Here is a 25,697-nt window from a genome sequence, read left to right as displayed (position 1 = left end):
ACGGAAAGCCCCCACCGCGCTGCACAACAGGCGAAGCGGTGGGAGCAGTACGCTCAGCGCGAGGAGCGGCCGAGCTGGTCGTCGATGAATGCCAGAACCTCCGAAGCGCTGGCCTCCCGGATCTTCTCCGCGACGTTGACGGTGTCCGCATCGGTCCGCACGTTCTCCTCCTGCCCCCAGTCGGCGAGCAGGGCGCGCAAACGTCCGGCGACCGCGTCACGGGTCCGGCGGTCGGGGCCGAGTCCGCGGAGGGTCGTCTCCAACCGGTCCAGTTCGGCCAGGGCCGAGGTGTCGGCCTGCGGGTTTCCCGCTCCGAACCGTTCCCGCAACGTCCCGGCGAGGTGGGCGGGGGTGGGATGGTCGAAGAGCAGCGTCGCGGGGAGTCGCAGCCCGGTGGCCGCGCCGAGGCGGTTGCGCAGCTCGATCGCCGTCAGCGAGTCGAACCCCACCTCCTTGAACGCGAGGTCCGCGCCCACGGCCGCGCCCCCGGCGTACCCGAGGACCGCGGCTGCCTGGTCGCGCACCAGGTCGAGCAGGACACGATGCTGGTCGGCCTCGGCCATCCCGGCCAGGCGCACGGCGAGCGAGTCGTCCCGGACAGCGGCGTTCTCCGCGTCGCGCTGCCTCGGCCGGACGAGCCCCCGCAGCAGCGGGTGCACGACGTCCTCGACGGCTCCGGCGCGACGGCCGGTCAGGTCGGGGCGAAGCGCCACCAACAGCGTCTCGTCGGTGCGCAGAGCGGCGTCCAGTACCCCGGTACCCTCCTGGTCCGACAAAGCGCGCGGCGCCCCCGGGGCCGGGACCGCGTCGCCGCCCCGTACGCCCTTCCACGGACCGAGCCCGACAGCGACCGCCGGCAGTCCGACGGCCCGTCGCCGCTGGACCACTGCGGTCAGGAAGGCGTCGGCGGGCGCCCACCCACCGTCCGGCTCCGTGAGGAGCCGCTCCGCCGGGACGCAGAGCACGAATGCCCCGAGACCTGCCTCACGGGTCAGTTCGTCCAGGTGAAGCGCCGCGCGCACTCGCGCGGGACGTATCGTTTCCTTCTCCTTCCCCTCGTCTGCGGTGACCGGTTCCATCGCGTGCAGTACGGCGGTCAGCGGACGGTCGGAAGGGACCTGCGCGAGCAGAGCCGCCAGCGCGGTTCGGTCGGCAGGATCGCACGCGGCGAGTTCGAGAGTGGTTCCGGACGCGGCGAGATCGGCGGCGAGTTCCCGGACCTGGCCCGGGTCGGTACCGGGACCCGTCACCAGGAGCAGGGTGGCCACACCGTGGGCAGCCGCGAGATGGCGGGCGACGGTACCGCCCAGTCCCGCTGGATCGCCGGCGACGAGCACCGTCCCGGTGAGGGCGGTCCCGGTCAACGCATCGGCAACCGGGGGTTCGGCCAGGCGGGCCAGCCGGGGCGCGAGCACCTGCCCCGCGCGCACGGCGACCCGGGGCTCGGCCAGTTCCGGCAGGGTGGGGAGTAGCGACCACGAGGCGTCCTCGTCGTCGATGTCCACCAGGAGAACCCGTCCCGGGCCGTTTGCCGAATGCGCGCGGACGAGTTCGCCCACAGCGGCGGCAACCGGGTCCACGGGCTCGCTGCCACCGCGGGTGACCGCGGCCCCCCGGGTCAGCACCAGCATCGGAGGGGACGCCTGCGGCGTCGCGGGTCCATCGACGCTCGGCGGCACGTCGAGACGGGCGATCAGGTCCCGGGCAAGCTCCTCGGGCTCCCCGAAACGCTGTCCGGTGGCCTCTCCCGGGACCGTGATGGCTCCTTCGGCGAGGAGGACGACCGGCGCCGTCCCGGACCGCAGGGCGGTGCGGGCATCGTCGGCGCCGGGTGCGGGGGCCGTTGTCGGCGCACCGTTTCCGAGCGGCAGGACGACCGGTGTCCAGTCCAGGCGGAACAGAGTGTCGTGCAGTGGGGTACGTGCCGCTCGCAACCGGTCGGGGGCGAGTTCCCTGAACGCCAGGGACCGCACCGCGAGGACCGGGGCCCCCGCGGTGTCGGCGGCCTGGAGGGCGACGCCGCCGTCGGGGCCGGGCGCCACCCGTACCCGCAACCGGGCCGCGCCACCGGCGTACGCGGCGACACCACTCCACGCGAAGGGCACCAGGATCCGATCGGGGAGCGGCTGCGAACCCTGTTCGGCGAGAAGACCGGCGACTCGCACTGCATCGGTCAGCAGTGCGGAGTGCGCGGCTGCGGGCGCTTGGGGGCTCGGCTCCAGCTCCACCTCGGCGAACAGTTCGTCCCCGCGCCGCCACAGCGTGCGCAGCCCTTCGGGGGCCTGCCCCGGTGCCCACCGCACCTCGGGTCGGGCGACCGGCTCCGCCGCTGGGGGCGGCCACTGTGCGAAATCGAACCCGGGGTCGGCGGCCGTGGCGGTGAGGAATCCGGTGGCGTGGAAGGTCCATGGGAGGTCGTCGGCCCCCTCGGCGCGGGTGTGCACCTCGACCGTGCGGCGGCCGGAGTCGTCGGGGCCGCTCACGGAGACGTGCAGCACGAGCGCTCCCCTGGTCGGCAGTACCAGGGGTTCCTCGATGACCAGATCGTCCAGGGTTCCGTAGCCGGTACGCTCCCCGACTCGGATGAGCGCCTCGACGAGGGCGGCCTCCGCGAATACGGGCGGTGCCTCCTGCGCTCCCGGTGCGGGTGCGGCCACCGCGGGGAGGCGTCCGGTGCAGCGGAAACCGTCGGTCTCGGGCAGGTGGACGACCGCACCGAGCAGGGGATGACCGGCACTGGTCAGACCGAGGGCGACCGCTGCGTCGCCGGTGGCGCCGGTGGGCAGGTCCAACCAGTAGCGGTTGTGTTGGAAGGCGTACGTAGGCAGAACCACACCCCCACCCCCACCCACCAACGGACCCCAATCCACATCCACCCCACCCACAAACAACCCACCCAACCCCCTCACCAACGACCCAACCTCACCCCCACCCTCACCACCACCACCACCGCCCAACAACGACACCACACCCACACCACCCACACCCCCCAACACCTCCCCCACCAACCCCGACAACACCCCACCCGGACCCACCTCAACAAACGACCGAACCCCCGCCCCAAACAACGACCTCACACAATCCCCAAACCGCACCCGAGCAACCACCTGCTCCACCCAATAACCCGCACCACACCACCCCTCACCCACCAACCCACCCGACACATTCCCCACCACACCAACCCGCGGCACCCCATACGAAACCCCCTCCAACACCTCCCGAAACTCACCCAACACCGGCTCCATCAACCCCGAATGAAACCCATGACTCACCCGCAACCGCCGCCACCGCACCCCACGCCCCGCAAACACCTCCACCACCCCAAAAACCGCACCCTCCTCCCCCGACACCACCACCGACGAATCACCATTAACCGCCGCCACCCACACCCCCGAAACCCCCGCAACCACCTCCTCCACCTCAGCCTCCGACACCCCCAACGCCACCATCACCCCACCCGAAGGCAACCCCTCCATCAACCGACCCCGCGCAGACACCACCCGCACCGCATCACCCAACGACCACACACCCGCCACATGAGCAGCCGCCAACTCCCCCACCGAATGCCCACCAACAAACCCCGCCCGCACCCCAAACGACTCAAGAAGCCGAAACAACGCCACCTCAACCGCAAACAACCCCGCCTGCGCAAACACCGTCCGATCCAACAACCCCCCATCCCCACCAAAAACCACATCCCTCAACGGAACACCCAACACCCCCCCAAACTCCCCACACACCTCATCAAAAACCCCCGCAAACACCGGAAAACGCTCATACAACCCCCGCCCCATCCCCAACCGCTGCGACCCCTGACCCGAAAACACCACACCAACAGAACCCCCGACAAAAGACCCCGTCACCAGATTTGGCGCCGACTCCCCACGCGCACACGCCGCCAACCCCGCAACCGCCTCCCCCCGATCAGCAGCCACCACCACCGCCCGATCCCGCAAAGACGCACGCGACGTGGCCAGGGAATACGCGGTATCCAGAATCCCCACCGTCGGCTGCTGCTCCAAGTGAGAGACAAGCCGGCCGGCCTGCGCACGAAGTCCGTCGGTTCCTCGGGCCGATACCGGGAACGGCAACGGCAGTCCCGGCGATTCCTGATCCGGGGCTGTCGCGGCTCCCGTGCTCACCGGTGCCTCGTCACCCTGTTCGAGGACGAGGTGGGCGTTGGTCCCACTCACCCCGAACGACGACACCCCCGCCCGCCGAGGACGCCCCGTCTGTGGCCAGTCGCGCTGCTCGACCAGAAGCTCCACCGCCCCCGCCGACCAATCCACGTGCGGTGAGGGTTCGTTGACGTGCAGAGTGCGGGGCAGGACCCCCTCGCGCATGGCCATGACGGCCTTGATCACCCCGCCCACCCCGGCAGCCCCCTGGGCATGACCGATGTTGGACTTCAACGACCCCAACAACAACGGCAAGGACGGATCACGGTCCTTGCCATAGGTCGCCAACAACGCCTGCGCCTCGATCGGATCCCCCAACCGAGTCCCCGTCCCATGCGCCTCCACCACATCCACATCGGCGGCGGACAGACCCGCATCCGCCAACGCCGCACGAATCACCCGCTCCTGCGACGGACCATTAGGCGCCGTCAACCCATTGGACGCACCATCCTGATTCACCGCACTCCCACGCACCACACCCAAAACAGCGTGACCATTCCGCCTGGCCAACGACAACGGCTCCAACACCACCAGACCGACCCCCTCGGCCCAGCCGGTGCCGTCGGCCGCGGCCGCGAACGCCTTGCACCGGCCATCAGGAGCCAACCCCCGCTGCCGGGAGAACTCCACGAAGCCACCCGGTGAAGCCATCACCGTGACACCACCGGCCAGGGCCATGGAGCACTCACCCCGACGCAACGCCTGCGCCGCCAGATGAATCGCCACCAACGACGACGAACACGCCGTGTCAACCGTGATCGCCGGCCCCTCCAGACCCAGCGTGTAGGCCACCCGACCCGACGCCACACTCCCCGACAGCCCCGTCAGCCGGTAGCCCTCCATTTCGGCGGTGGGGCGGCTGAGGCGGTCACCGTAGTCATGGTTGGTCACCCCGGCGAACACGCCGACGTCGCTGCCCTTCAACGACGACGGGTCGATCCCGGCGTGCTCCACCGCCTCCCACGACACCTCCAACAACAACCGCTGCTGGGGGTCCATCGCCACCGCCTCACGCGGCGAAATCCCGAAGAACCCCGCATCAAACCCCGCCACATCCTCCAAGAACCCACCCACACGCACATACGAGGTCCCCGCACGATCAGGATCAGCGTCGAACAACGCCTCCAGATCCCAACCCCGGTCAGTGGGGAACTCCGCGACCGCATCGACACCTCCCGCCACCAACCGCCACAAGTCCTCCGGAGACGCCACACCCCCCGGGAACCGACACCCCATCCCCACAATCGCGATCGGCTCATCGACCGCACCGCCCACCCGCACCGGACGCACCGGTACGGCCGGAGCACTACGGTGTCCGGGCAGCACCCCGAGGAGGTGGCGGACCAGCGCGGTGGGCGTGGGATGGTCGAACACCAGCGTCGCCGGCAGCCGCAACCCCATGGCGTCCACCAAGCGGTTGCGCAGCTCGACCCCGGTCAGGGAGTCGAGTCCGAGTTCCTTGAACGCCTGGTCGGCGTCGATGCCCTGGTGGTCGGCATGGCCCAGGACCGCGGCGGTGGCGCCCCGCACGAGGTCCAGGAGTGCCTCCGCCCGCTGTTCCGGGGGCAGACCGACGAGGGTGGGAACGGTGTCGCTGGGTCCGGCCGTCCTGCGGCGGGGACGGATCAGGCCGCGCAACAGTGGCGGGACCGTGGTCCCCCCGGCCGCGCGTGCAGCGGCCGGGTCCAGGCGCATGGCCACCAAGGCGGCGGAGTCGGCGTGCAGTGCCGCGTCGAACAGCGCCAGGCCGTCGGCGGAGGGCAGGGGGCGCAGTCCCTGTCGGGCCATGCGCGATCGGTCGGCCGAGGAAAGTCCACCGGTGAGTCCGCTGGCCTCTTCCCACAACCCCCACGCCATCGACACACCCGGCAACCCCTCAGCCCGACGACGCTGAGCCAGACCATCCAGGAACGCGTTGGCCGCCGCGTAGTTGGCCTGCCCCGCACTGCCCAGTGTCGCCGCGATCGAGGAGAACATCACGAACATCGAAAGGTCACAACCACGAGTCAACTCATCCAAATGCACCGCAGCGTCAGCCTTGGGACCAAACACCCCACCCAACCGCTCCGGACCAAGCGAAGAAAACACCCCGTCATCCAACACACCCGCCAAATGCACCACCCCCACCAACGGATGCTCAACCCCAACCCCCGCCACCACCCCCTCAACCACCCCACGATCAGAAACATCACCCACCACCACATCCACCACAGCCCCCAACCCCGAAAGCTCAGCCACCCACTCCCCAACACCCTGCGCACCCAACCCCGAACGACTCACCACCACCAACCGCCGCACCCCATGCACCACCACCAAATGCCGCACCACCAACCGCCCCAACACACCCGTCCCACCCGTCACCAACACCGTCCCCGGCAAAACGGTCGGTGCGGTCTCCTCCACCGCGACCCGCGCCAACCGGGGCACGTGCACCAGGCCACCGCGCACCGCCATCTGCGGTTCGTTGACCAGGGGCAGTGCCGGCAGCGCACGCCACGAGGCGGTGTCGTCGTCGGCGTCAACGAGCACGATCCGATCGGGGTGCTCGGCCTGAGCCGAACGCACCAACCCCCACACCGCCGCAGCGGCCGGATCCACCGGCTCGGACCCCACGGCCACCGCGCCTCGGGTCACCACCACCAGGCGCGTGCCCTCCAGTAGCGGTTCGGCCAGCCAGGCACCGACCGTCCGCAGCACCCCCGCGGCAGGGCCGGAGTTCGGGTCGTGGGTGTGGGCCGTGCCGGCTGCCTCGACGAAGACCACTGCCGGCACGGCCCCGTCCGCACTCGCCGTGCGCACCACTGTTTCGACGTCGGTGAACACCTCCGGTGTCGGGCCGGTGAATCGGCGTCCCGTTCCCAGCACGGCCCACGTCCGCGTCTGCTCGTTCGCGTCGGGCTCCGTCGGGTCGCCCCATTCCACGCGGAACAGCGAGTCGGCAACGGTGTCGCGGGAACGCGCCAACCGCTCTGCGGAGATCGGCCGGAACACGAGGGAGGCGAGCGAGGCGACCGGGGCGCCGGTCCCGTCCGCCAGGGTGAGCGATACCTCCCCAGGGCCTACGGCGACCGCGCGGACCCGAAGTTCGACGGCACCCGTCGCGTGCAGGGAAAAGCCGTTCCAGGCGAACGGCAGCAGCACGCTGCCCTCCTGGGGGGCGACGTCCTGGTCTGTGCAGAAGGTGCTGGCGTGCAGGGCACATTCCAGCAGCGCCGGGTGGAGGCCGAAGTCGGCTGCGTTCTGTTGCCCGGCGTCGGTCAGACCGATCTCGGCGAAGACCTCGTCACCGCGGCGCCAGACCGCCCGCACTCCCTGGAAGACCGGCCCGTAGTCGAGTCCGGCGTCGGCGAACGAAGCGTAGAGGGGGCCGATGTCAACGGGGGCCGCACCGGGGGGAGGCCATTCGGCAAGTTCGGTGTCCGGGACGGGAGTGGTGGGGGCGGTGGCCAGGAATCCGGCTGCGTGGCGGGTCCAAGGAGCTTCGGGAGGTGCGTCCTCCGGCCGGCCGTGCACGCTGACCGGGTACCGCCCGGAGGCATCCACGCCCTCGACCCGCACCTGGACGCGCACCGCTCCGTGGGCAGGCAGGACCAGTGGGGCCTCGGTGACCAGTTCCTCCAGGACATCGCAGCCGACCTCGTCTCCGGCGCGTACGGCCATCTCCACCAGCGCGACGCCGGGGACCACAACAGTGTCGAAGATGGCGTGGTCGGCCAGCCAGGGGTGGGTGCGCAACGACAGACGACCGGTGAACAGCACTCCGCCGGTGTCGGGGAGGCGCACGACGGCGCCGGCGAGGGGGTGGTCGGCCGCGTCCAGGCCGAGGCCGCCGGCGTCGCCCGTGCCGGGAGGTGCCTCCAGCCAGTAGCGCTGGCGGTTGAAAGCGTAGGTGGGCAGGTCCACCCGCTGCGCTTCGGGAAGCAGTACCGTCCAGTTGACGTCCACACCGCGCACATGGACCTCAGCCAACGAACACAACAACCGACGCAAACCACCGTCATCACGCCGCAGCGTCCCCGTGACCAAGGCCCGGGAGGTGTCTTCGTCCCCCTGGACCAAGTCGTGGATGCTGGTGGTCAACACCGGATGCGGGCTGACCTCGATGAACGCCCCGAACCCCTCTTCGGCCAACCCACGAATCGCATCGGCGAAGCGCACCGGCTCACGCAGGTTCCGGAACCAATACCCACCGTCCAGAACGGAGCCGTTGACCCGCTGCCCCTGCACCGTGGACCACATCCCCACCGCCCCCGCCCGCGGTGCGACGTCCGCCAACCCCTCCACCAGCTGCGCCCGGATCTCCTCCACATGCCCGGAATGACCGGCGAACTCCACTCCGGGCAACCGCCAACGGAGGATGCCCTCCCGGGACAACTGTCGCTCGAAATCGGTCAACGCATCGGCGTCCCCCGCCACGGTGACCGATTCGGGACCATTCACCGCAGCCAGCCACAAACGCCCGGCATAAGCCGACAACAAACCCTCGACCCGCTCCACCGGCGCCATAACAGTGACCATGGACCCCCGACCGACCAGATGCCGCGCGATCAACCCACTACGCACCACCACCACCCGCGCCGCATCCTCCAACGACAACACCCCCGCCACACACGCCGCCGCCACCTCCCCCTGCGAATGCCCCACCACCGCCCCAGGCACCACACCCACCGACTCCCACAACCGCGCCAACGCCACCATCACCGCAAACGACACCGGCTGCACCACATCAACACGATCCAACGAAGGCGCCCCCACATCCCCCCGAACCACCCCCAACAAATCCCACCCCACCAACGGATCAATCACCCCAGCACACGCACGCAACGCCTCCGCAAACACCGGAACAGACTCATACAACTCCGCCCCCATCCCCACCCACTGCGCACCCTGACCAGGAAAAACAAACACCACCCCCCCACACACATCAGCACGCCCCACCACCACCGACCCCAACCCCAACCCAGACCCAGACCCAGACCCAGACCCAGACCCAGACCCAGACCCAGCAACCACACCCAACCCCGCAACCGCCTCCCCCCCACCAGCAGCCACCACCACCGCCCGATCCACCAAAGACGCACGCGACGTGGCCAGGGAATACGCGGTATCCACCAAAACCGGAGCCACCTCCCCCTCCGCAACCAACCGCTCCTCCAAATGAGCAGCAAGCCGAACCGCCTGAGCACGCAACCCCGCACCCCCCCGCCCCGACACCACCAACGGCAAACAGGCCGGCAGAACGACAGGGGTGGGGGGTTGCGGTGCCACCGGCGGTGCCTGTTCGAGGACGAGGTGGGCGTTGGTCCCACTGGCACCGAAGGCCGATACCGCGGCCCGGCGAGGACGCCCCGTGTCCGGCCAGTCGCGCTGCTCGACCAGAAGCTCCACCGCGCCCGCCGACCAATCCACGTGCGGTGAGGGTTCGTTGACGTGCAGAGTGCGGGGCAGGACCCCCTCCCGCATGGCCATGACGGTCTTGATCACCCCCGCGACCCCCGCCGCCCCCTGGGTATGACCGATGTTGGACTTCAACGACCCCAACCACAACGGCTCACCCGAACGACCCTGGCCATAGGTCGCCAACAACGCCTCGGCCTCGATCGGATCCCCCAACCGGGTCCCGGTGCCGTGTGCCTCCACCGCGTCCACATCGGCGGCGGACAGACCGCCGCTGGCCAGCGCCGCACGGATCACCCGTTCCTGCGACGGAGCGTTGGGCGCCGTCAACCCGTTGGACGCACCGTCCTGGTTCACCGCGCTGCCGCGCAGCACCGCCAACACAGCGTGACCGTTCCGCCTGGCCTGCGACAACCGCTCCAGGAGCACCAGGCCGATGCCCTCTCCCCAGCCGGTGCCGTCGGCCGCGGCCGCGAACGCCTTCGACCGCCCGTCCGGGGACAGCGCACGCTGCCGGGAGAACTCCAGGAAGGTCGCGGGGGTGGCCATGACGGTGACGCCGCCGGCCAGGGCCATGGAGCACTCACCCCGACGCAACGCCTGCGCCGCCAGATGAATCGCCACCAACGACGACGAACACGCCGTGTCAACCGTGATCGCCGGCCCCTCCAGGCCCAGCGTGTAGGCCACCCGGCCGATGGCGGCGCTGCCGGAACTGCCGGTTCCCACGTAACCCTCGAAGTCGGCGGGGACGGGGTGCAGGCGGGTCCCGTAGTCGTTGCTGATCACTCCGCCGAAGACTCCGACGTCGCTCCCGCGCACCGAGGACGGGTCGATCCCGGCACGTTCGAACACCTCCCAGGCCACCTCCAACAGCAACCGCTGCTGGGGGTCCATCGCCACCGCCTCACGCGGCGAGATCCCGAAGAACGCAGGGTCGAAGAAAGCCATGTCGTGCAGGAACCCGGCTTCACGCACGTAGGAGGTCCCCGCGTGGTCGGGGTCGGGGTCGAACAGGGTGTCGAGATCCCACCCGCGGTCGGTGGGAAACCCCGAGGCGGCGTCCACCCCATCGACCACAAGCCGCCACAGGTCCTCCGGGGACGCCACACCCCCCGGGAAACGGCACCCCATGGCGACTACCGCCACCGGTTCGTTGACTGCGGCGAAACGCTCGTGTTCGCCGCGCAGCCGCTCGTTCTCCATAAGCGAAGCGCGCAGGGCCTCGACCAGCTGCTCGTGAGAGGTCGCCATGGGTATGCTCCGATCGGTTCGGTGCCGTTACGGGGGAAGATCGTCACGACCGTGGGGCCGCCATGGGGTCTGATCAGTTGCCGATGCCGCGCAGGGCGTGGCGCACCAGGTCGTCCGCGTCCATCGCCTCGATACCCCCGCCGCCGGTGCTGTCCGGTGCCGGGGAGTCGGTGGCGGTCTCGGTCAACCGCACGAGCGCGTCGAGCACGCCGGCTTCCCTGAGGCGGTCCAGGGGTACGGTCGCCAGTACCCGGCGCAGGCGCTCCTCATCGGGTGCGGCCGACTCGTCGGGAACGGTGGCGGGAAGGAGTTCGTCGCGGATCCTGGCCGCCAGTGCTGTCGGGGTCGGGCAGTTGAACACGACGGCGGCCGGCAGGCGTACCCCGGTGGCCTCCACCAACCGGTTGCGCAGTTGCACCGAGGTGAGCGAGTCGAATCCCATGTCGGTGAAGGCGCGGTCCGCACCGATCGGGTCGGAACCGGAGCCCAGCACCGTGGCGGCCTGGGTCCGCACCAGGTCGAGCAGAGTGCGGGTACGCTCGGCTTCGCTCAGTCCGGCGATGCGCTCGGCCCACGACTGCGGCACGATGGACACGGTGCCTGCCGCGCGGCGCACGGGGCGCACCAGCGCGCGCAACAAGGGCGGTACCTGTCCGTTGCCGGTGAGGGCAGCGAGGGTTGCGGGGTCGGCCTCGACGGGAACCAGCACCGGCTCGTGCAGCCGCAGTGCGGTGTCGAACAGGGCGAGCCCCTCCTCTGCGGTCATCCCCGGCAGACCGCCGTTGGGCGGGGAACCGTGATCCGCTGCCCGGTGGACGCGCGCCGCCATCCCGTCGTCGTGCTGCCAACGGCCCCAGGCCAGCGAGAGCGCGGGGAGCCCCTCGAACCGGCGGCGTTGCGCCAAACCGTCCAGGAAGGCGTTGGCCGCAGCGTAGTTGCCCTGACCCGCACCTCCCAATGTTGCGGCCAGCGAGGAGAACAGTACGAACATGCGCAGGTCACAGCCGCGGGTCAGTTCGTCCAGGTGCAGCGCCGCATCGGCTTTGGGCGCGAAGACGGTCGCGAGACGCTCAGCGGTCAGGGAGGCGAGCATTGCGTCGTCCACCACTCCGGCGAGGTGCACTACACCCGTCAACGGGTGGGTCTTCGGCACCGCGGCCAGCAGCTCGACGACCGCCTCGCGGTCGGAGACATCGCAGGCCACCACGTGTGCCGTGCAGCCGGCCTCTGCCAGTTCAGCGACCAGCTCGGCGGCCCCGTCGGCCCGGGGACCGCGGCGGCTCGCCAGCAGCAGTCGCCGTACCCCGTGCGTCGTCACGAGATGGCGGGCCACCGTCCGCCCCAGTGCCCCGGTGCCTCCGGTGAGCAACACGGTCCCCGCAGGATCCACCGACGGCCGGTCGTCAGTGGGGGGTTCGGTGATCCGGGCAAGACGCGGCACCAGGACAGCGCCTTCTCGTACTGCCACCTGCGGCTCCCCGGCGGCCAGCGCGAGAATGGCGTCGTGGTCCGCATTGTCGCCGTCGCTGTCGACCAGGGTGATGCGGTCGGGGTGTTCGGTCTGGGCCGAGCGCACCAGGCCCCATACCGCCGCGGCGGCCGGGTTGACCGGTTCCGCTCCCACGGCCACCGCACGGCGGGTCACCACCACCAGGGGCTGTGGTCCGGGTTCGGCCAGCGTGCGGTGCAGCCGGGCCAGGACATCGGCGACGGTCGCGTGCGCGGCCTCGGGAGAATCTCCGTCGCCCAGGGCCTCGATGAGGATCGGCGTGGCCCCGGGCGGTAGCGGGGTACGTGCCGGTGGAGCGTCCCAGCGCACACGCAGCAGCGTGTCGGGGACGGTTTCGCGCCCCGGCGTGAGCCGGTCGGTCGGGATGGGGCGCGACGTGAGCGACGCAATCGAGACCACCGGGGAACCGGTCGCATCCGCTGCCTGCACGGTGATCCCGTCGGCGCCGTCCGAGGCGAGGCGCACCCTCAGCATCGGGGCACCCGTGGCGTGCACCCGCACTCCCCGCCAGGAGAACGGCACCCGGATGTGCCCTTCGACCTGCTCTTCGAGTCCGCTCAGCGTGATGGCCTGCAAGGCGGCGTCCAGCAGCGCCGGGTGGACGCCGAATCCCGCCGCGGACGACGCGGTGTCGTCGTCGAGGGCGACCTCGGCGAACAGTTCGTCCCCGCGCCGCCAGGCTGCCCGCAGTCCGCGGAAGGCGGGCCCGTAGTGGTAGCCGGCCCCGGACAGGTCGGGGTAGAAGTCGTGGACGTCCAGCTCCTGTGCGCCGGACGGGGGCCATTGGGCGTGGTCGAAGGGGTTGACGTCGGTGTCCGGGGCCAGGGTCGCCGTGGCGTGGCGCACCCACTCCGTTTCCGGAGGGGCGTCTTCGGCGCGGGAGTAGACGCCCGCGGTACGACGGCCGGAGTCGTCGGGGCCCTCGACCATGACCCGCACCCGCACGCCGCCCTGGTCGGGCAGGAGCAGGGGGACCTCGTTGACCAGTTCTTCCAGTAGTGGGCAGTCCAGCTCGTCGGCGGCACGGACCAGCAGTTCCAGGAGCGCGGTCCCGGGGACGACGGTGGTGCCCGTGAGCCGGTGGTCGGCCAGCCAGGGGTGGGTCGCGGTGGAGAGCCTGCCCGTGAGCAACAAACCACCAGACCCGGGCAGATGGACCGCGGTGCCCAGCAGGGGATGGGATGCCGACTCCATGCCGAGGCCGGCGGCATCGGCCGCGGGTGGTGGGGTGGTGGGCCAGTAGCGGTTGTGTTGGAAGGCGTACGTAGGCAGAACCACACCCCCACCCCCACCCACCAACGGACCCCAATCCACATCCACCCCACCCACAAACAACCCACCCAACCCCCTCACCAACGACCCAACCTCACCCCCACCCTCACCACCACCACCACCACCGCCCAACAACGACACCACACCCACACCACCCACACCCCCCAACACCTCCCCCACCAACCCCGACAACACCCCACCCGGACCCACCTCAACAAACGACCGAACCCCCGCCCCAAACAACGACCTCACACAATCCCCAAACCGCACCCGAGCAACCACCTGCTCCACCCAATAACCCGCACCACACCACCCCTCACCCACCAACCCACCCGACACATTCCCCACCACACCAACCCGCGGCACCCCATACGAAACCCCCTCCAACACCTCCCGAAACTCACCCAACACCGGCTCCATCAACCCCGAATGAAACCCATGACTCACCCGCAACCGCCGCCACCGCACCCCACGCCCCGCAAACACCTCCACCACCCCAAAAACCGCACCCTCCTCCCCCGACACCACCACCGACGAATCACCATTAACCGCCGCCACCCACACCCCCGAAACCCCCGCAACCACCTCCTCCACCTCAGCCTCCGACACCCCCAACGCCACCATCACCCCACCCGAAGGCAACCCCTCCATCAACCGACCCCGCGCAGACACCACCCGCACCGCATCACCCAACGACCACACACCCGCCACATGAGCAGCCGCCAACTCCCCCACCGAATGCCCACCAACAAACCCCGCCCGCACCCCAAACGACTCAAGAAGCCGAAACAACGCCACCTCAACCGCAAACAACCCCGCCTGCGCAAACACCGTCCGATCCAACAACCCCCCATCCCCACCAAAAACCACATCCCTCAACGGAACACCCAACACCCCCCCAAACTCCCCACACACCTCATCAAAAACCCCCGCAAACACCGGAAAACGCTCATACAACCCCCGCCCCATCCCCAACCGCTGCGACCCCTGACCCGAAAACACCACACCAACAGAACCCCCGACAGGCTCCCCCACAACAACCCCCGAACCCGGCTCACCCCGACCAAGAGCACGCAGTCCCGTAGTCAGTTCCTCGGTTCCAGCAGCCAGAATCAGCGCACGGTTGGTCAATGCGGTGCGTGTGGTCGCGAGGGCGTGAGCGACTTCTGCGGGTTCGAGATCGGGATGTGCGTCAAGGTGCGCGGCGAGCCGGTCGGCCTGTGACCGCAGCGCGACCGGAGAGGCCGCGGATACCGGGTAGGGCAGTAGAACGGCGGGGTCCGACTCGGACGAACGCTGCGCCGCCGGTTCGTCAACGGTCGATGCCTGTTCGAGGACGAGGTGGGCGTTGGTCCCACTCACCCCGAACGACGACACCCCCGCCCGCCTGGGACGCCCCGTCTGTGGCCAGTCGCGCTGCTCGACCAGAAGCTCCACCGCCCCCGCCGACCAATCCACGTGCGGCGAAGGCGCATCCACATGCAACGACGCCGGCACCACCCCGGCCCGCATCGCCATAACCGCCTTGATCACCCCCGCGACCCCCGCCGCCCCCTGGGTATGACCGATGTTGGACTTCAACGACCCCAACAACAACGGCTCACCCGAACGACCCTGACCATAAGTCGCCAACAACGCCTGCGCCTCGATCGGATCCCCAAGACGCGTCCCCGTCCCATGCGCCTCCACCACATCCACATCGGCAGCAGACAGACCCGCATCCGCCAACGCCGCACGAATCACCCGCTCCTGCGACGGACCATTAGGCGCCGTCAACCCATTGGACGCACCATCCTGATTCACCGCACTCCCACGCACCACACCCAACACCCGATGCCCGCTCTCCAACGCCCGCGACAACGGCTCGAGGAGCAGCACCCCCACTCCCTCTCCCCAGCCGGTGCCGTCGGCCGCGGCCGCGAACGCCTTGCACCGGCCATCAGGAGCCAACCCCCGCTGCCGGGAGAACTCGATGAACGTGTCAGGAGTAGCCATCACCGTGACGCCGCCGGCCAGGGCCATGGAGCACTCACCCCGACGCAACGCCTGCGCCGCCAGATGAATCGCCACCAACGACGACGAACACGCCGTATCAACCGTGATCGCCGGCCCCTCCAGGCCCAGCGTGTAGGCCACCCGACCCGACGCCACACTCCCCGACAGCCCCGTCAGCCGAAACCCTTCGAGGTCGGCCGGTGCTTGATGTGCGCGCAGGGCGTAGTCGTGGTTGATCACCCCGGTGTAGACGCCGACGTCGCTGCCCTTCAACGACGACGGGTCGATCCCCGCACGCTCCACCGCCTCCCAGGCCACTTCGAGGAGCAACCGCTGCTGGGGGTCCATCGCCACCGCCTCACGCGGCGAAATCCCGAAGAACCCCGCATCAAACCCCGCCACATCCTCCAAGAACCCACCCACACGCACATACGAGGTCCCCGCATGATCAGGATCAGCGTCGAACAACGCCTCCAGATCCCACCCACGATCAGTGGGGAACGCGGAGAGGACCTCACCGCCTCCCGCCACCAGTCGCCACAGGTCCTCCGGAGACGCCACACCCCCCGGGAACCGACACCCCATCCCCACAATCGCGATCGGCTCGTCGGTTGGCCTGCTCTGACGCGGTGCAGCGGCAGGAGCGGGGGCCGCACCGGTGAGTCCCGTTCGCACGAACCGGGCCAGGGCGGTGGGCGTGGGGTGGTCGAACACGATGGTTGTGGGCAGGCGCAGTCCGGTGGCCGTGTTGAGCCGGTTGCGCAGTTCCACCGAGGTGAGCGAATCGAACCCGCTCTCCTTGAACGCGCGGTCGGCGGGAATCGCATCACCGCCGGAGTGGCCGAGGACGGTGGCTGCCTGGCTGCATACGAGGTCCACCAGCAACTGGTCGGCGTCGGCGTCGGAAAGCACGGCGAGGCGCGCCGCCAATCCGGTACCGGTAGCGCGCTGGGCCGCGGCAACGGGCCGGGGGCGTCGGGCAAGACCGCTCAGTAGTACGGGGACGGGTTCCGTGCGGTCGGCACTGCGCAGGACGCCGAGGTCGAGTCGGGTGGGGACGAGTACCGAGACGTCGCTGCGCAGGGCCGCATCGAACAGCGCCATCCCCTCGGCAGAGGTGAGCCCCACCATCCCGCCGCGTCGGGTGCGCCGATGGTCGGTCTGTCCCAGGTGGGCGGTGAGTCCGCTGGTCTCCTCCCACAACCCCCACGCCATCGACACACCCGGCAACCCCTCAGCCCGACGACGCTGCACCAAACCATCCACAAACGCATTAGCCGCCGCATAATTAGCCTGCCCCGGATTACCAAACACCCCCGAAGCAGAAGAAAACACCACAAACATCGAAAGATCACAACCACGAGTCAACTCATCCAAATGCACCGCAGCGTCAGCCTTGGGACCAAACACCCCACCCAACCGCTCCGGACCAAGCGAAGAAAACACCCCGTCATCCAACACACCCGCCAAATGCACCACCCCCACCAACGGATGCTCAACCCCAACCCCCGCCACCACCCCCTCAACCACCCCACGATCAGAAACATCACCCACCACCACATCCACCACAGCCCCCAACCCCGAAAGCTCAGCCACCCACTCCCCAACACCCTGCGCACCCAACCCCGAACGACTCACCACCACCAACCGCCGCACCCCATGCACCACCACCAAATGCCGCACCACCAACCGCCCCAACACACCCGTCCCACCCGTCACCAACACCGTCCCCACCGGATCGAGGGAATGGGGAACGGTCAGCACCACCTTGCCGATGTGGTCGGCCCTGCTGATGTGACCGAATGCCTCGGGGGCGCGGCGTACATCCCATGTGGTCAACGGCGGGAGCTGGAGCGCCCCCCGCTCGAACAAAGCGAGCAGTTCCGACAGCATCTGCGCGATCCGGTCGGGACCGGCCTGACGCAGGTCGAAGGCGCGGTAGTCGGCCCCCGGATGCGCGTCCGCGACCTCGGCCCCGTCGCGCACATCGGTCTTGCCCATCTCCAGGAACCGGCCGCCCCTGGCGAGCAGCCGCAACGAGGCGTCGGTGAACTCGCCGGCCAACGAGTTGAGTACCACGTCCATCCCGAGACCGCCGGTTGCCGCGAGGAAGTCCGAGCCGAACCGCACCGAGCGTGACGAGGCGATGTGTGCGTCGTCCAGGCCGAGCTCGTGCAGGGCGGCTCGTTTTCCCGGGCCTGCGGTCCCGAACACCTCCGCACCGAGGTGGCGCGCCAACCGAACGGCGGCCGTTCCGACTCCGCCGGTCGCGGAGTGGATGAGCACGCGGTCGCCCGGTCCGACTCCCGCCAGATCGCGGAGGGCGTAATAGGCGGTGAGGTAGGCGATCGGGACCGATGCCGCCTGTGCGAACGACCAGTCGGCGGGGATGGCGGCCAGCAGCCGGTGGTCGGTCACCGCGACGGGGCCGAACGCGCCGAACGTCTGGTCGAAGGTTCCCATCACGCGGTCGCCGGGGGCGAGGCCGGAAACGTCCGGCCCGACTTCCAGGACCACACCGGATGCCTCACCGCCCAGCCCGCTCTGGCCGGGGACCATGTCCAAGGCCACCAGGACATCGCGGAAATTCACCCCTGCGGCGCGTACGCCCACCCGGACCTGCCCTCGGTCCAGTGGGGCGAGCGCGTCGGGAGCGGGGATCAGGGTCAGGCCGTTGACGGTCGCGGTACCGGTGGGGGCCAGGCACCAGGCCGGAGCTCCGGCCGGAACACACAGTTCGGGGGCCGGTTCGGCCCGCACGAGTCGCGGTGTCCACGCCTCCCCTGCCCTGAGCGCGAGCTGCGGCTCACCGGTGGCGACGGCGGCGGCCAGGGCGGCAAAAGAGACGTCGCGGCTGTCGCGGTCGAGGAGCGTGAACCGATCGGGGTGTTCGGACTGGGCCGAGCGGACCAGTCCCCATACGGCGGCGACGGCCGGATCGACTTTCTCGATGGGGTGCACGGCCATCGCGCCGTGGGTCAGTACCACCAGGCGTACCGCGTCCAGGCGCGGCTCGGCCAGCCAGGCGCGAAGCGCCTCCAACGCAGCGGCCGCGGGACCGGTGGTCGCCCCGGGCCGTGCACCGATCTCGATCAGGGCGGTACCGGGCACCGGCCGCCCGCTGTCCAGTGCGGTGGTCAGGGCCGGTACATCCGGGTACGTGGCGGGGGCGTCCGGCAGCGTGGCGGCACCCACGACCGCCCAGTCGGAGAAGTCGGGTGCCTGGGCAAGCGCGTGCCGACTCCATTGCACCGTGAACAGTGCGTCGTCGGGCGCGGTGCGACCGGGGTCCAGGCGGGAGCGCTCGATGGGGCGGGTGAGCAGAGAACCGATCGAGGCGACGGGGGTGTCCGCGTGGTCGGTGAGGAGCAGTTCGACGGTATTGGGGGCGGTCGGCGTGCAGCGGACGCGCAGTTCGGTGGCGCCGGACGCGTACAGGGTGACGTCCTGCCAGGCGAAGGGCAGCAAAATACCGTCTTCGGGGGATTGTGGCGAGGACGCGCAGAACGTGCTGGCGTGCAGGGCGGCGTCCAGCAGCGCCGGGTGCAGGCCGAACGCGGTGGCATCGGTATGCCGGTCCTCGGGAAGCGCGACTTCTGCGAGAACCTCGTCGCCGAGGCGCCAAAGCGCGCGCAGGCCCTGGAACGCGGGACCGTACACGTAGCCCGCCTCGGCCTGGCGCTGGTAGAAACCGGTCAGGTCAACCGGTTCGGCACCGTGGGGCGGCCACGGTCCCGTGGTCTGGGGGGGAACGGGGTGGACGCCGCCCAGCTGGCCCGAGGCGTGCCGGGTCCACGAGGTGGCGCCCGCGGACTCCGGTCGGGAGTGGACCTCGACCGAGCGGCGCCCCTCGGGGTCGGGGGCGGCGACAGTCACCTGGAGCTGGACGGCTCCGTGGTCGGGCAGGACCAGTGGAGCCTCGGTGACCAGTTCCTCCAGGACATCGCAGCCGACCTCGTCTCCGGCGCGCAGCACGATCTCCACCAGGGCGGTTCCGGGCAGCAGTACTGCCGTGCCGACCGTGTGGTCGGCCAGCCAGGGATGCGTCGTGCGGGAGATCCGACCGGTGAACAGCGATCCACCGTCGGCGGCCAACCCGACGACCGCGCCCAAGAGCGGGTGGTCGGCGGGAGCGAGTCCGATCCCCGATGCGGCCCCGGCAGCGTTACGGACGGAACGGTCGAGCCAGTAGCGCTGGCGGTTGAAAGCGTAGGTGGGCAGGTCCACCCGCCGCGCTTCAGGAAGCAGTACCGTCCAGTTGACGTCCACACCGCGCACATGGACCTCAGCCAACGAACACAACAACCGACGCAAACCACCGTCATCACGCCGCAGCGTCCCCGTGACCAAGGCCCGGGAGGTGTCTTCGTCCCCCTGGACCAAGTCGTGGATGCTGGTGGTCAACACCGGATGCGAACTCACCTCAACAAACGCACCAAACCCCTCCCCAACCAACCCACGAACCGCATCAGCAAACCCCACCGGCTCACGCAAATTCCGAAACCAATACCCACCATCCAAACCCGACCCATCAACCCACCCCCCCTCCACCGTTGACCACATCCCCACCGACCCCACCCGCGGCGCAATACCCTCCAACCCCTCCACCAACTGCGCCCGGATCCCCTCCACCTGCGGCCCATGCGACGCATAATCCACAGCAACACGCCGCACCCGCACCCCCACCCCCTCACACCACCCCACCAACGCATCCACCGCCACAACCTCACCCGACACCACCACCGACCCCGGACCATTCACCGCAGCAACCCCCACCCCCTCCCCCCACGACCCCACCCACGACTCCACCCACTCCACCGAAGCAGCAACCACCACCATCGCCCCACCACCAGCAAGACCCCGCGCAATCAACCCACTACGCACCACCACCACCCGCGCCGCATCCTCCAACGACAACACCCCCGCCACACACGCCGCCGCCACCTCCCCCTGCGAATGCCCCACCACCGCCCCAGGCACCACACCCACCGACTCCCACAACCGCGCCAACGCCACCATCACCGCAAACGACACCGGCTGCACCACATCAACACGATCCAACGAAGGCGCCCCCACATCCCCCCGAACCACCCCCAACAAATCCCACCCCACCAACGGATCAATCACCCCAGCACACGCACGCAACGCCTCCGCAAACACCGGAACAGACTCATACAACTCCGCCCCCATCCCCACCCACTGCGCACCCTGACCAGGAAAAACAAACACCACCCCCCCACACACATCAGCACGCCCCACCACCACCGACCCCAACCCCAACCCAGACCCAGACCCAGACCCAGACCCAGACCCAGCAACCACACCCAACCCCGCAACCGCCTCCCCCCCACCAGCAGCCACCACCACCGCCCGATCCACCAAAGACGCACGCGACGTGACCAGTGCGTGGCCAACGTCCGCAAGAGCCGGAGTCGGCTGCTGCTCCAGGTGGGAGGCGAGGCGGTCGGCCTGCGCACGGAGTCCGTCGGTTCCGTGTCCGGAGAGCACGAGCGGGAGCACGGTGGTGGTCGGGGCGCCCTGGGGACCCGCCGCAACGGCGGTGGGTACCGGGTCGCCCTGTTCGAGGACGAGGTGGGCGTTGGTCCCACTCACCCCGAACGACGACACCCCCGCCCGCCGAGGACGCCCCGTGTCCGGCCAGTCGCGCTGCTCGACCAGAAGCTCCACCGCCCCCGCCGACCAATCCACGTGCGGTGAGGGTTCGTTGACGTGCAGAGTGCGGGGCAGGACCCCCTCCCGCATGGCCATGACGGCCTTGATCACCCCGCCCACCCCGGCAGCCCCCTGGGCATGACCGATGTTGGACTTCAACGACCCCAACAACAACGGCAAGGACGGATCACGGTCCTGGCCATAGGTCGCCAACAACGCCTGCGCCTCGATCGGATCCCCAAGACGCGTCCCCGTCCCATGCGCCTCCACCACATCCACCTCAGCAGCAGACAAACCCGCATCCGCCAACGCCGCACGGATCACCCGCTCCTGCGACGGACCATTAGGCGCCGTCAACCCATTGGACGCACCATCCTGATTCACCGCACTCCCACGCACCACACCCAACACCCGATGCCCGTTGTGCCTGGCCTGCGACAACCGCTCCAACACCAGCACCCCGGTGCCCTCGGCCCAGCCGGTGCCGTCGGCCGCGGCCGCGAACGCCTTGCACCGGCCATCGGCAGACAGCGCACGCTGCCGGGAGAACTCGATGAACGTGTCAGGAGTAGCCATCACCGTGGCGCCGCCGGCCAGGGCCATGGAGCACTCACCCCGACGCAACGCCTGCGCCGCCAGATGAATCGCCACCAACGACGACGAACACGCCGTGTCAACCGTGATCGCCGGCCCCTCCAGGCCCAGCGTGTAGGCCACCCGACCCGACGCCACACTCCCGGCGCTGCCGATTCCGAGGTAGCCCTCACTGCCCGGCGGACCCTGCTCAGGGCCGACCGCGTAGTCGTGGGACATCAGCCCGGTGTAGACGCCGACGTCGCTGCCCTTCAACGACGACGGGTCGATCCCGGCGTGCTCCACCGCCTCCCACGACACTTCGAGGAGCAACCGCTGCTGGGGGTCCATCGCCACCGCCTCACGCGGCGAAATCCCGAAGAACCCCGCATCAAACCCCGCCACATCCTCCAAGAACCCACCCACACGCACATACGAGGTCCCCGCACGATCAGGATCAGGGTCGTAAAGACCCGCAAGATCCCACCCCCGGTCAGTGGGGAACTCCGCGACCGCGTCAACACCTCCCGCCACCAGTCGCCACAGGTCCTCCGGAGACGCCACACCCCCCGGGAACCGACACCCCATCCCCACAATCGCGATCGGCTCATCGACCGCACCGCGGTCCGGACGCGAGGGAGCAACGGTGTCCGGAGTTCCCAGGAGACGGGACCCGAGCACGCGGGCCAGGGCGCGGGGAGTGGGATGGTCGAAGGCGAGCGTCGCCGGCAGCCGCAGTCCGGTGACTGCGGCCAGCCGGTTGCGCAGTTCCACCGCTGTGATCGAGGTGAATCCGAGGTCGGCGAAGGGCAGATCGGCGGAAAGTGGTCCGGACACACGCCGCAACCCGACGGCCTCGGTCACGACCAGGTCGAGCAGCACACGGGCCCGGTCGCGCTCCGGTAGCCGGGCGAGCCGCGTACGCAGCTGCGCCGTCACCGCAGTGTCCGGGCCGGTCGGGCGGGGCGCGTCGATCAGGTGCGCGAACAGTGGCGGTATGGCGCTGCTGTGGGCCGATTCGGGCAGTGTCTCGGCGTCCAGGCGCATGGCCAGGATCGCGACTCGCTCGGCGCCGTGCGCGGCGTCGAGCATCGTGACCCCCTCGTTGGCGGAGAGTGCGCCGGTCCAGGGGCGGTCCGGACGCGTGGCACCGCTTTGTTCCCAGGCCAGGACCAGTGCGGAGGCGCCCTGGGCACGGCGTCGGCCGGCAAGCGCTTCGAGGAACGTCTGGGCGGCGCCCTCTTCCTCCGCTCCTGAGGCGCCGAGCAACCCTGCGCTGCCGGTGAGGATCGTGAAGGAGCACAGTTGTTCGGTGCGGACCAGTTCGTGAAGGTTGAGGGCGGCGGCGAGCGTGGAGCGCAGCGGATCGCCGGGCTTGGCGGTTCCCGAGACGTGCACGACGGCGCTGAGGTGGCGTCCTGCACGAGCGAGGAGCGCAGCCAATTGTTCGCGGTCGGCCAGATCGCAGGCGACGAGGTCGGCGTCGGCACCTTTGGCGGCCAGGTCCGCCCGGAGACGGGCCGCAGCCTTGTCGCGGACACCGTGCGGGCTGACGAGCAGGAGACGGCGGGCCCCGTGCACGATGGCCGCATACCGTGCGGCTGCGGCGCCGCGTTCGCTGTGCGCGCCGGTGACGAGCACGGTGTGCCGACCGGCCAGGAGCCGTCGGGGCCGCGTGTCCGCTGCGACGGGGAGACGGGTCAACCTCGGGGCGACGACGACGCCGCAGCGCAGGGCGAGCTGGGGTTCGCCCGACGCCGCTGCCGCGGTCAGGGCGGCCTCGGTGAGCCGGTTGTCGGGATCGTCATCGAGGTCGAGGAGGGTGAACCGACCGGGGTCGGCCGTCTGGAGGCAGCGCAGGGCGCCCCACAGGGCGGCATGGGCGGGATCGGGGGCGGCTTCGCCTGCCGCGGTGGCCACCGCCCGTCGGGTGAGCACGATCAGCCGCGACCCGGTGGTGCGCGTGTGGCTCGTCCAGTCCCGCAGCTGGGAGACGGTCCCGTGCACGATGGCGGCCACCGCGTCCGCGTCCGCCTGTACCTGGGCCGGGGCCAGTAGGACGACGTCGGGGACGGCGGCTGCTCGGGTGATCGCGGACAGGTCGGGGAAAACGGTGGCCCGCGTGCACTCGGTCACGGCCTGGGCGGCGTCGGCCCCGGTCACCGCCCAGTCCTGGGCGTCGGTGTGCACCGGCTCAGCGGGTGGGACGGGGATCCAGTCGAGGGTGAACAGGCAGTCGTGCTGGCCGCTGCTGGAGGCGCGCAGTCGCGCGGGGAGGCCGCGCAGCAGGTGCCGCTTGACCTTTCCCGAGGCGGTGCGCGGAATACGCGCGATCTCGTAGAGCTCCTCGGGGACCTTGTGGGCGGACAGGCGCTTCCGGCAGGCCGCGAACAACGACTGTGGGTCCGGCCCGTCGCCGTCGGGGACCACGAACGCCACGGGGACTTCGCCGAGGACGTCGTGCGGGCGGGCGACCACCGCTGCGTCGGCAACTCCGGGGACCGCGCGCAGGACGTCCTCCACCTCCACCGGATGGATGTTCTCCCCGGCCCGGATGATCAGCTCTTTGATCCGGCCGGTCACGAAGAGGTAGCCGTCGTCGTCGCGGCGTGCCAGGTCGCCGGTGCGGTACCAGCCGTCCCGTAGGACCTGGGCCGTGGCTTCGGGTTGGCCGTGGTAGCCGAGCATGACGTTGGGCCCGCTCACCCACACCTCTCCCTCGCGGCCGACCGCGACATCGGCCCCGGTCTCGGGGTTGACCAGGCGCACGCCCAGTCCCGGGACGGGGAGACCGCAGGAACCGGCGACCCTGGCCCCGCTCGGCCAGTTGACCGCGATCGAACCGCAGGTCTCGGTGCTGCCGTAGGCGTCGATCAGGGCGACACCGAACGCCTCCTCGAACGCCGTGCGCAGTGACGCGGTGGTGACCGCGCCGCCGACGAGGCACACGCGCAGACCGGGGGTGTGAAAACCCTGTTCGCGCACCGCACGCACCAGGCGGTGGTACAGCGTGGGGACGCCGGCCAGGAAGGTGGTGTCCTCCTCGCGGAGGGCGTCCAGGACGTCGTCGGCCGACTGGCCGTTGACGATGCGTGCCGTGGCACCGACCGAGGCGACGGCCAGGACGCAGACGATGTGCGCGAGGCTGTGGAAGAGCGGCAGCGGCCACAGGACGCGGTCGTGTTCCGAGAGTCCGGTGACCGGAACGTAGCAGGCGGCCACCGACCAGAGGCAGTTGCGCTGGGTGGAGAGCACCCCTTTGGGCGTGCCGGTGGTACCCGATGTGTAGAGCATCCAGGCGGGGGCGTCGAGTTCGAGGTCGTCGGCAGCGGGGATACCGGGATCGGTACCGATGAGGTCCTCGTAACGCGCAAGACCGGCGGGCGCGTTTTCCCGGTCGGGTCCCGAAGCGGCCACCACCACGACCAGTTCCGGGCGCAGGCTGCGGACACGGTCGGCGTGTACGGGGTCGGTGATGACCAGGCGTGCGCCGCTGTCGTCGAGGACATGGCACAGTTCGGTGTCGGTGCCGCGCGGGTCGATGGGGACGCCGATGGCTCCGGCGCGCAGGATCGCGAAGTAGCTCTCCACCGTCTCGACCCGGTTCCCCAGGCATATCGCGGCGCGGTCGCCGGAACGCAGCCGCAACCGCGCGAGGTGCCCGGCCAACCACCGGGTCGTGCGCTCCAACTCCGCGTAGGTGACGCTGCGCCGTTCGTCGCGATAGGCGGGTTTGTCGCCGAAGCGCTCGGCGTTGGCCCGCAGGAGTTCGGGCAACGGCCTGATCAGCTCGCTACGGAGCATGGTGCCTGCACCTTTCGGTCGAACCGGGGACCGGAGCGGGA

General features: G+C 69.9%; 2 protein-coding genes. Both read right to left on the bottom strand.

What is annotated here, in order from left to right; genetic code table 11:
- Nucleotides 1-53 precede the first annotated feature (53 nt).
- Nucleotides 54-10,829, bottom strand: a complete 10,776-nt coding sequence (locus tag AC0VYP_RS11450) for a type I polyketide synthase (protein ID WP_475473967.1) — start codon at nt 10,827-10,829, stop codon at nt 54-56.
- 73 nt (nt 10,830-10,902) lie between these two features.
- Nucleotides 10,903-25,656 (bottom strand): SDR family NAD(P)-dependent oxidoreductase, encoded by a 14,754-nt coding sequence (locus AC0VYP_RS11445; RefSeq protein WP_475473965.1) that lies wholly within the window; start codon nt 25,654-25,656, stop codon nt 10,903-10,905.
- Nucleotides 25,657-25,697: the final 41 nt, after the last annotated feature.

The sequence above is a fragment of the Nocardiopsis sp. iso_186 genome (genome assembly GCF_056173365.1).
The sequence above is the reverse complement of the archived record's forward strand: the minus strand, read 5'-3'. Positions and strand labels throughout refer to the sequence as shown.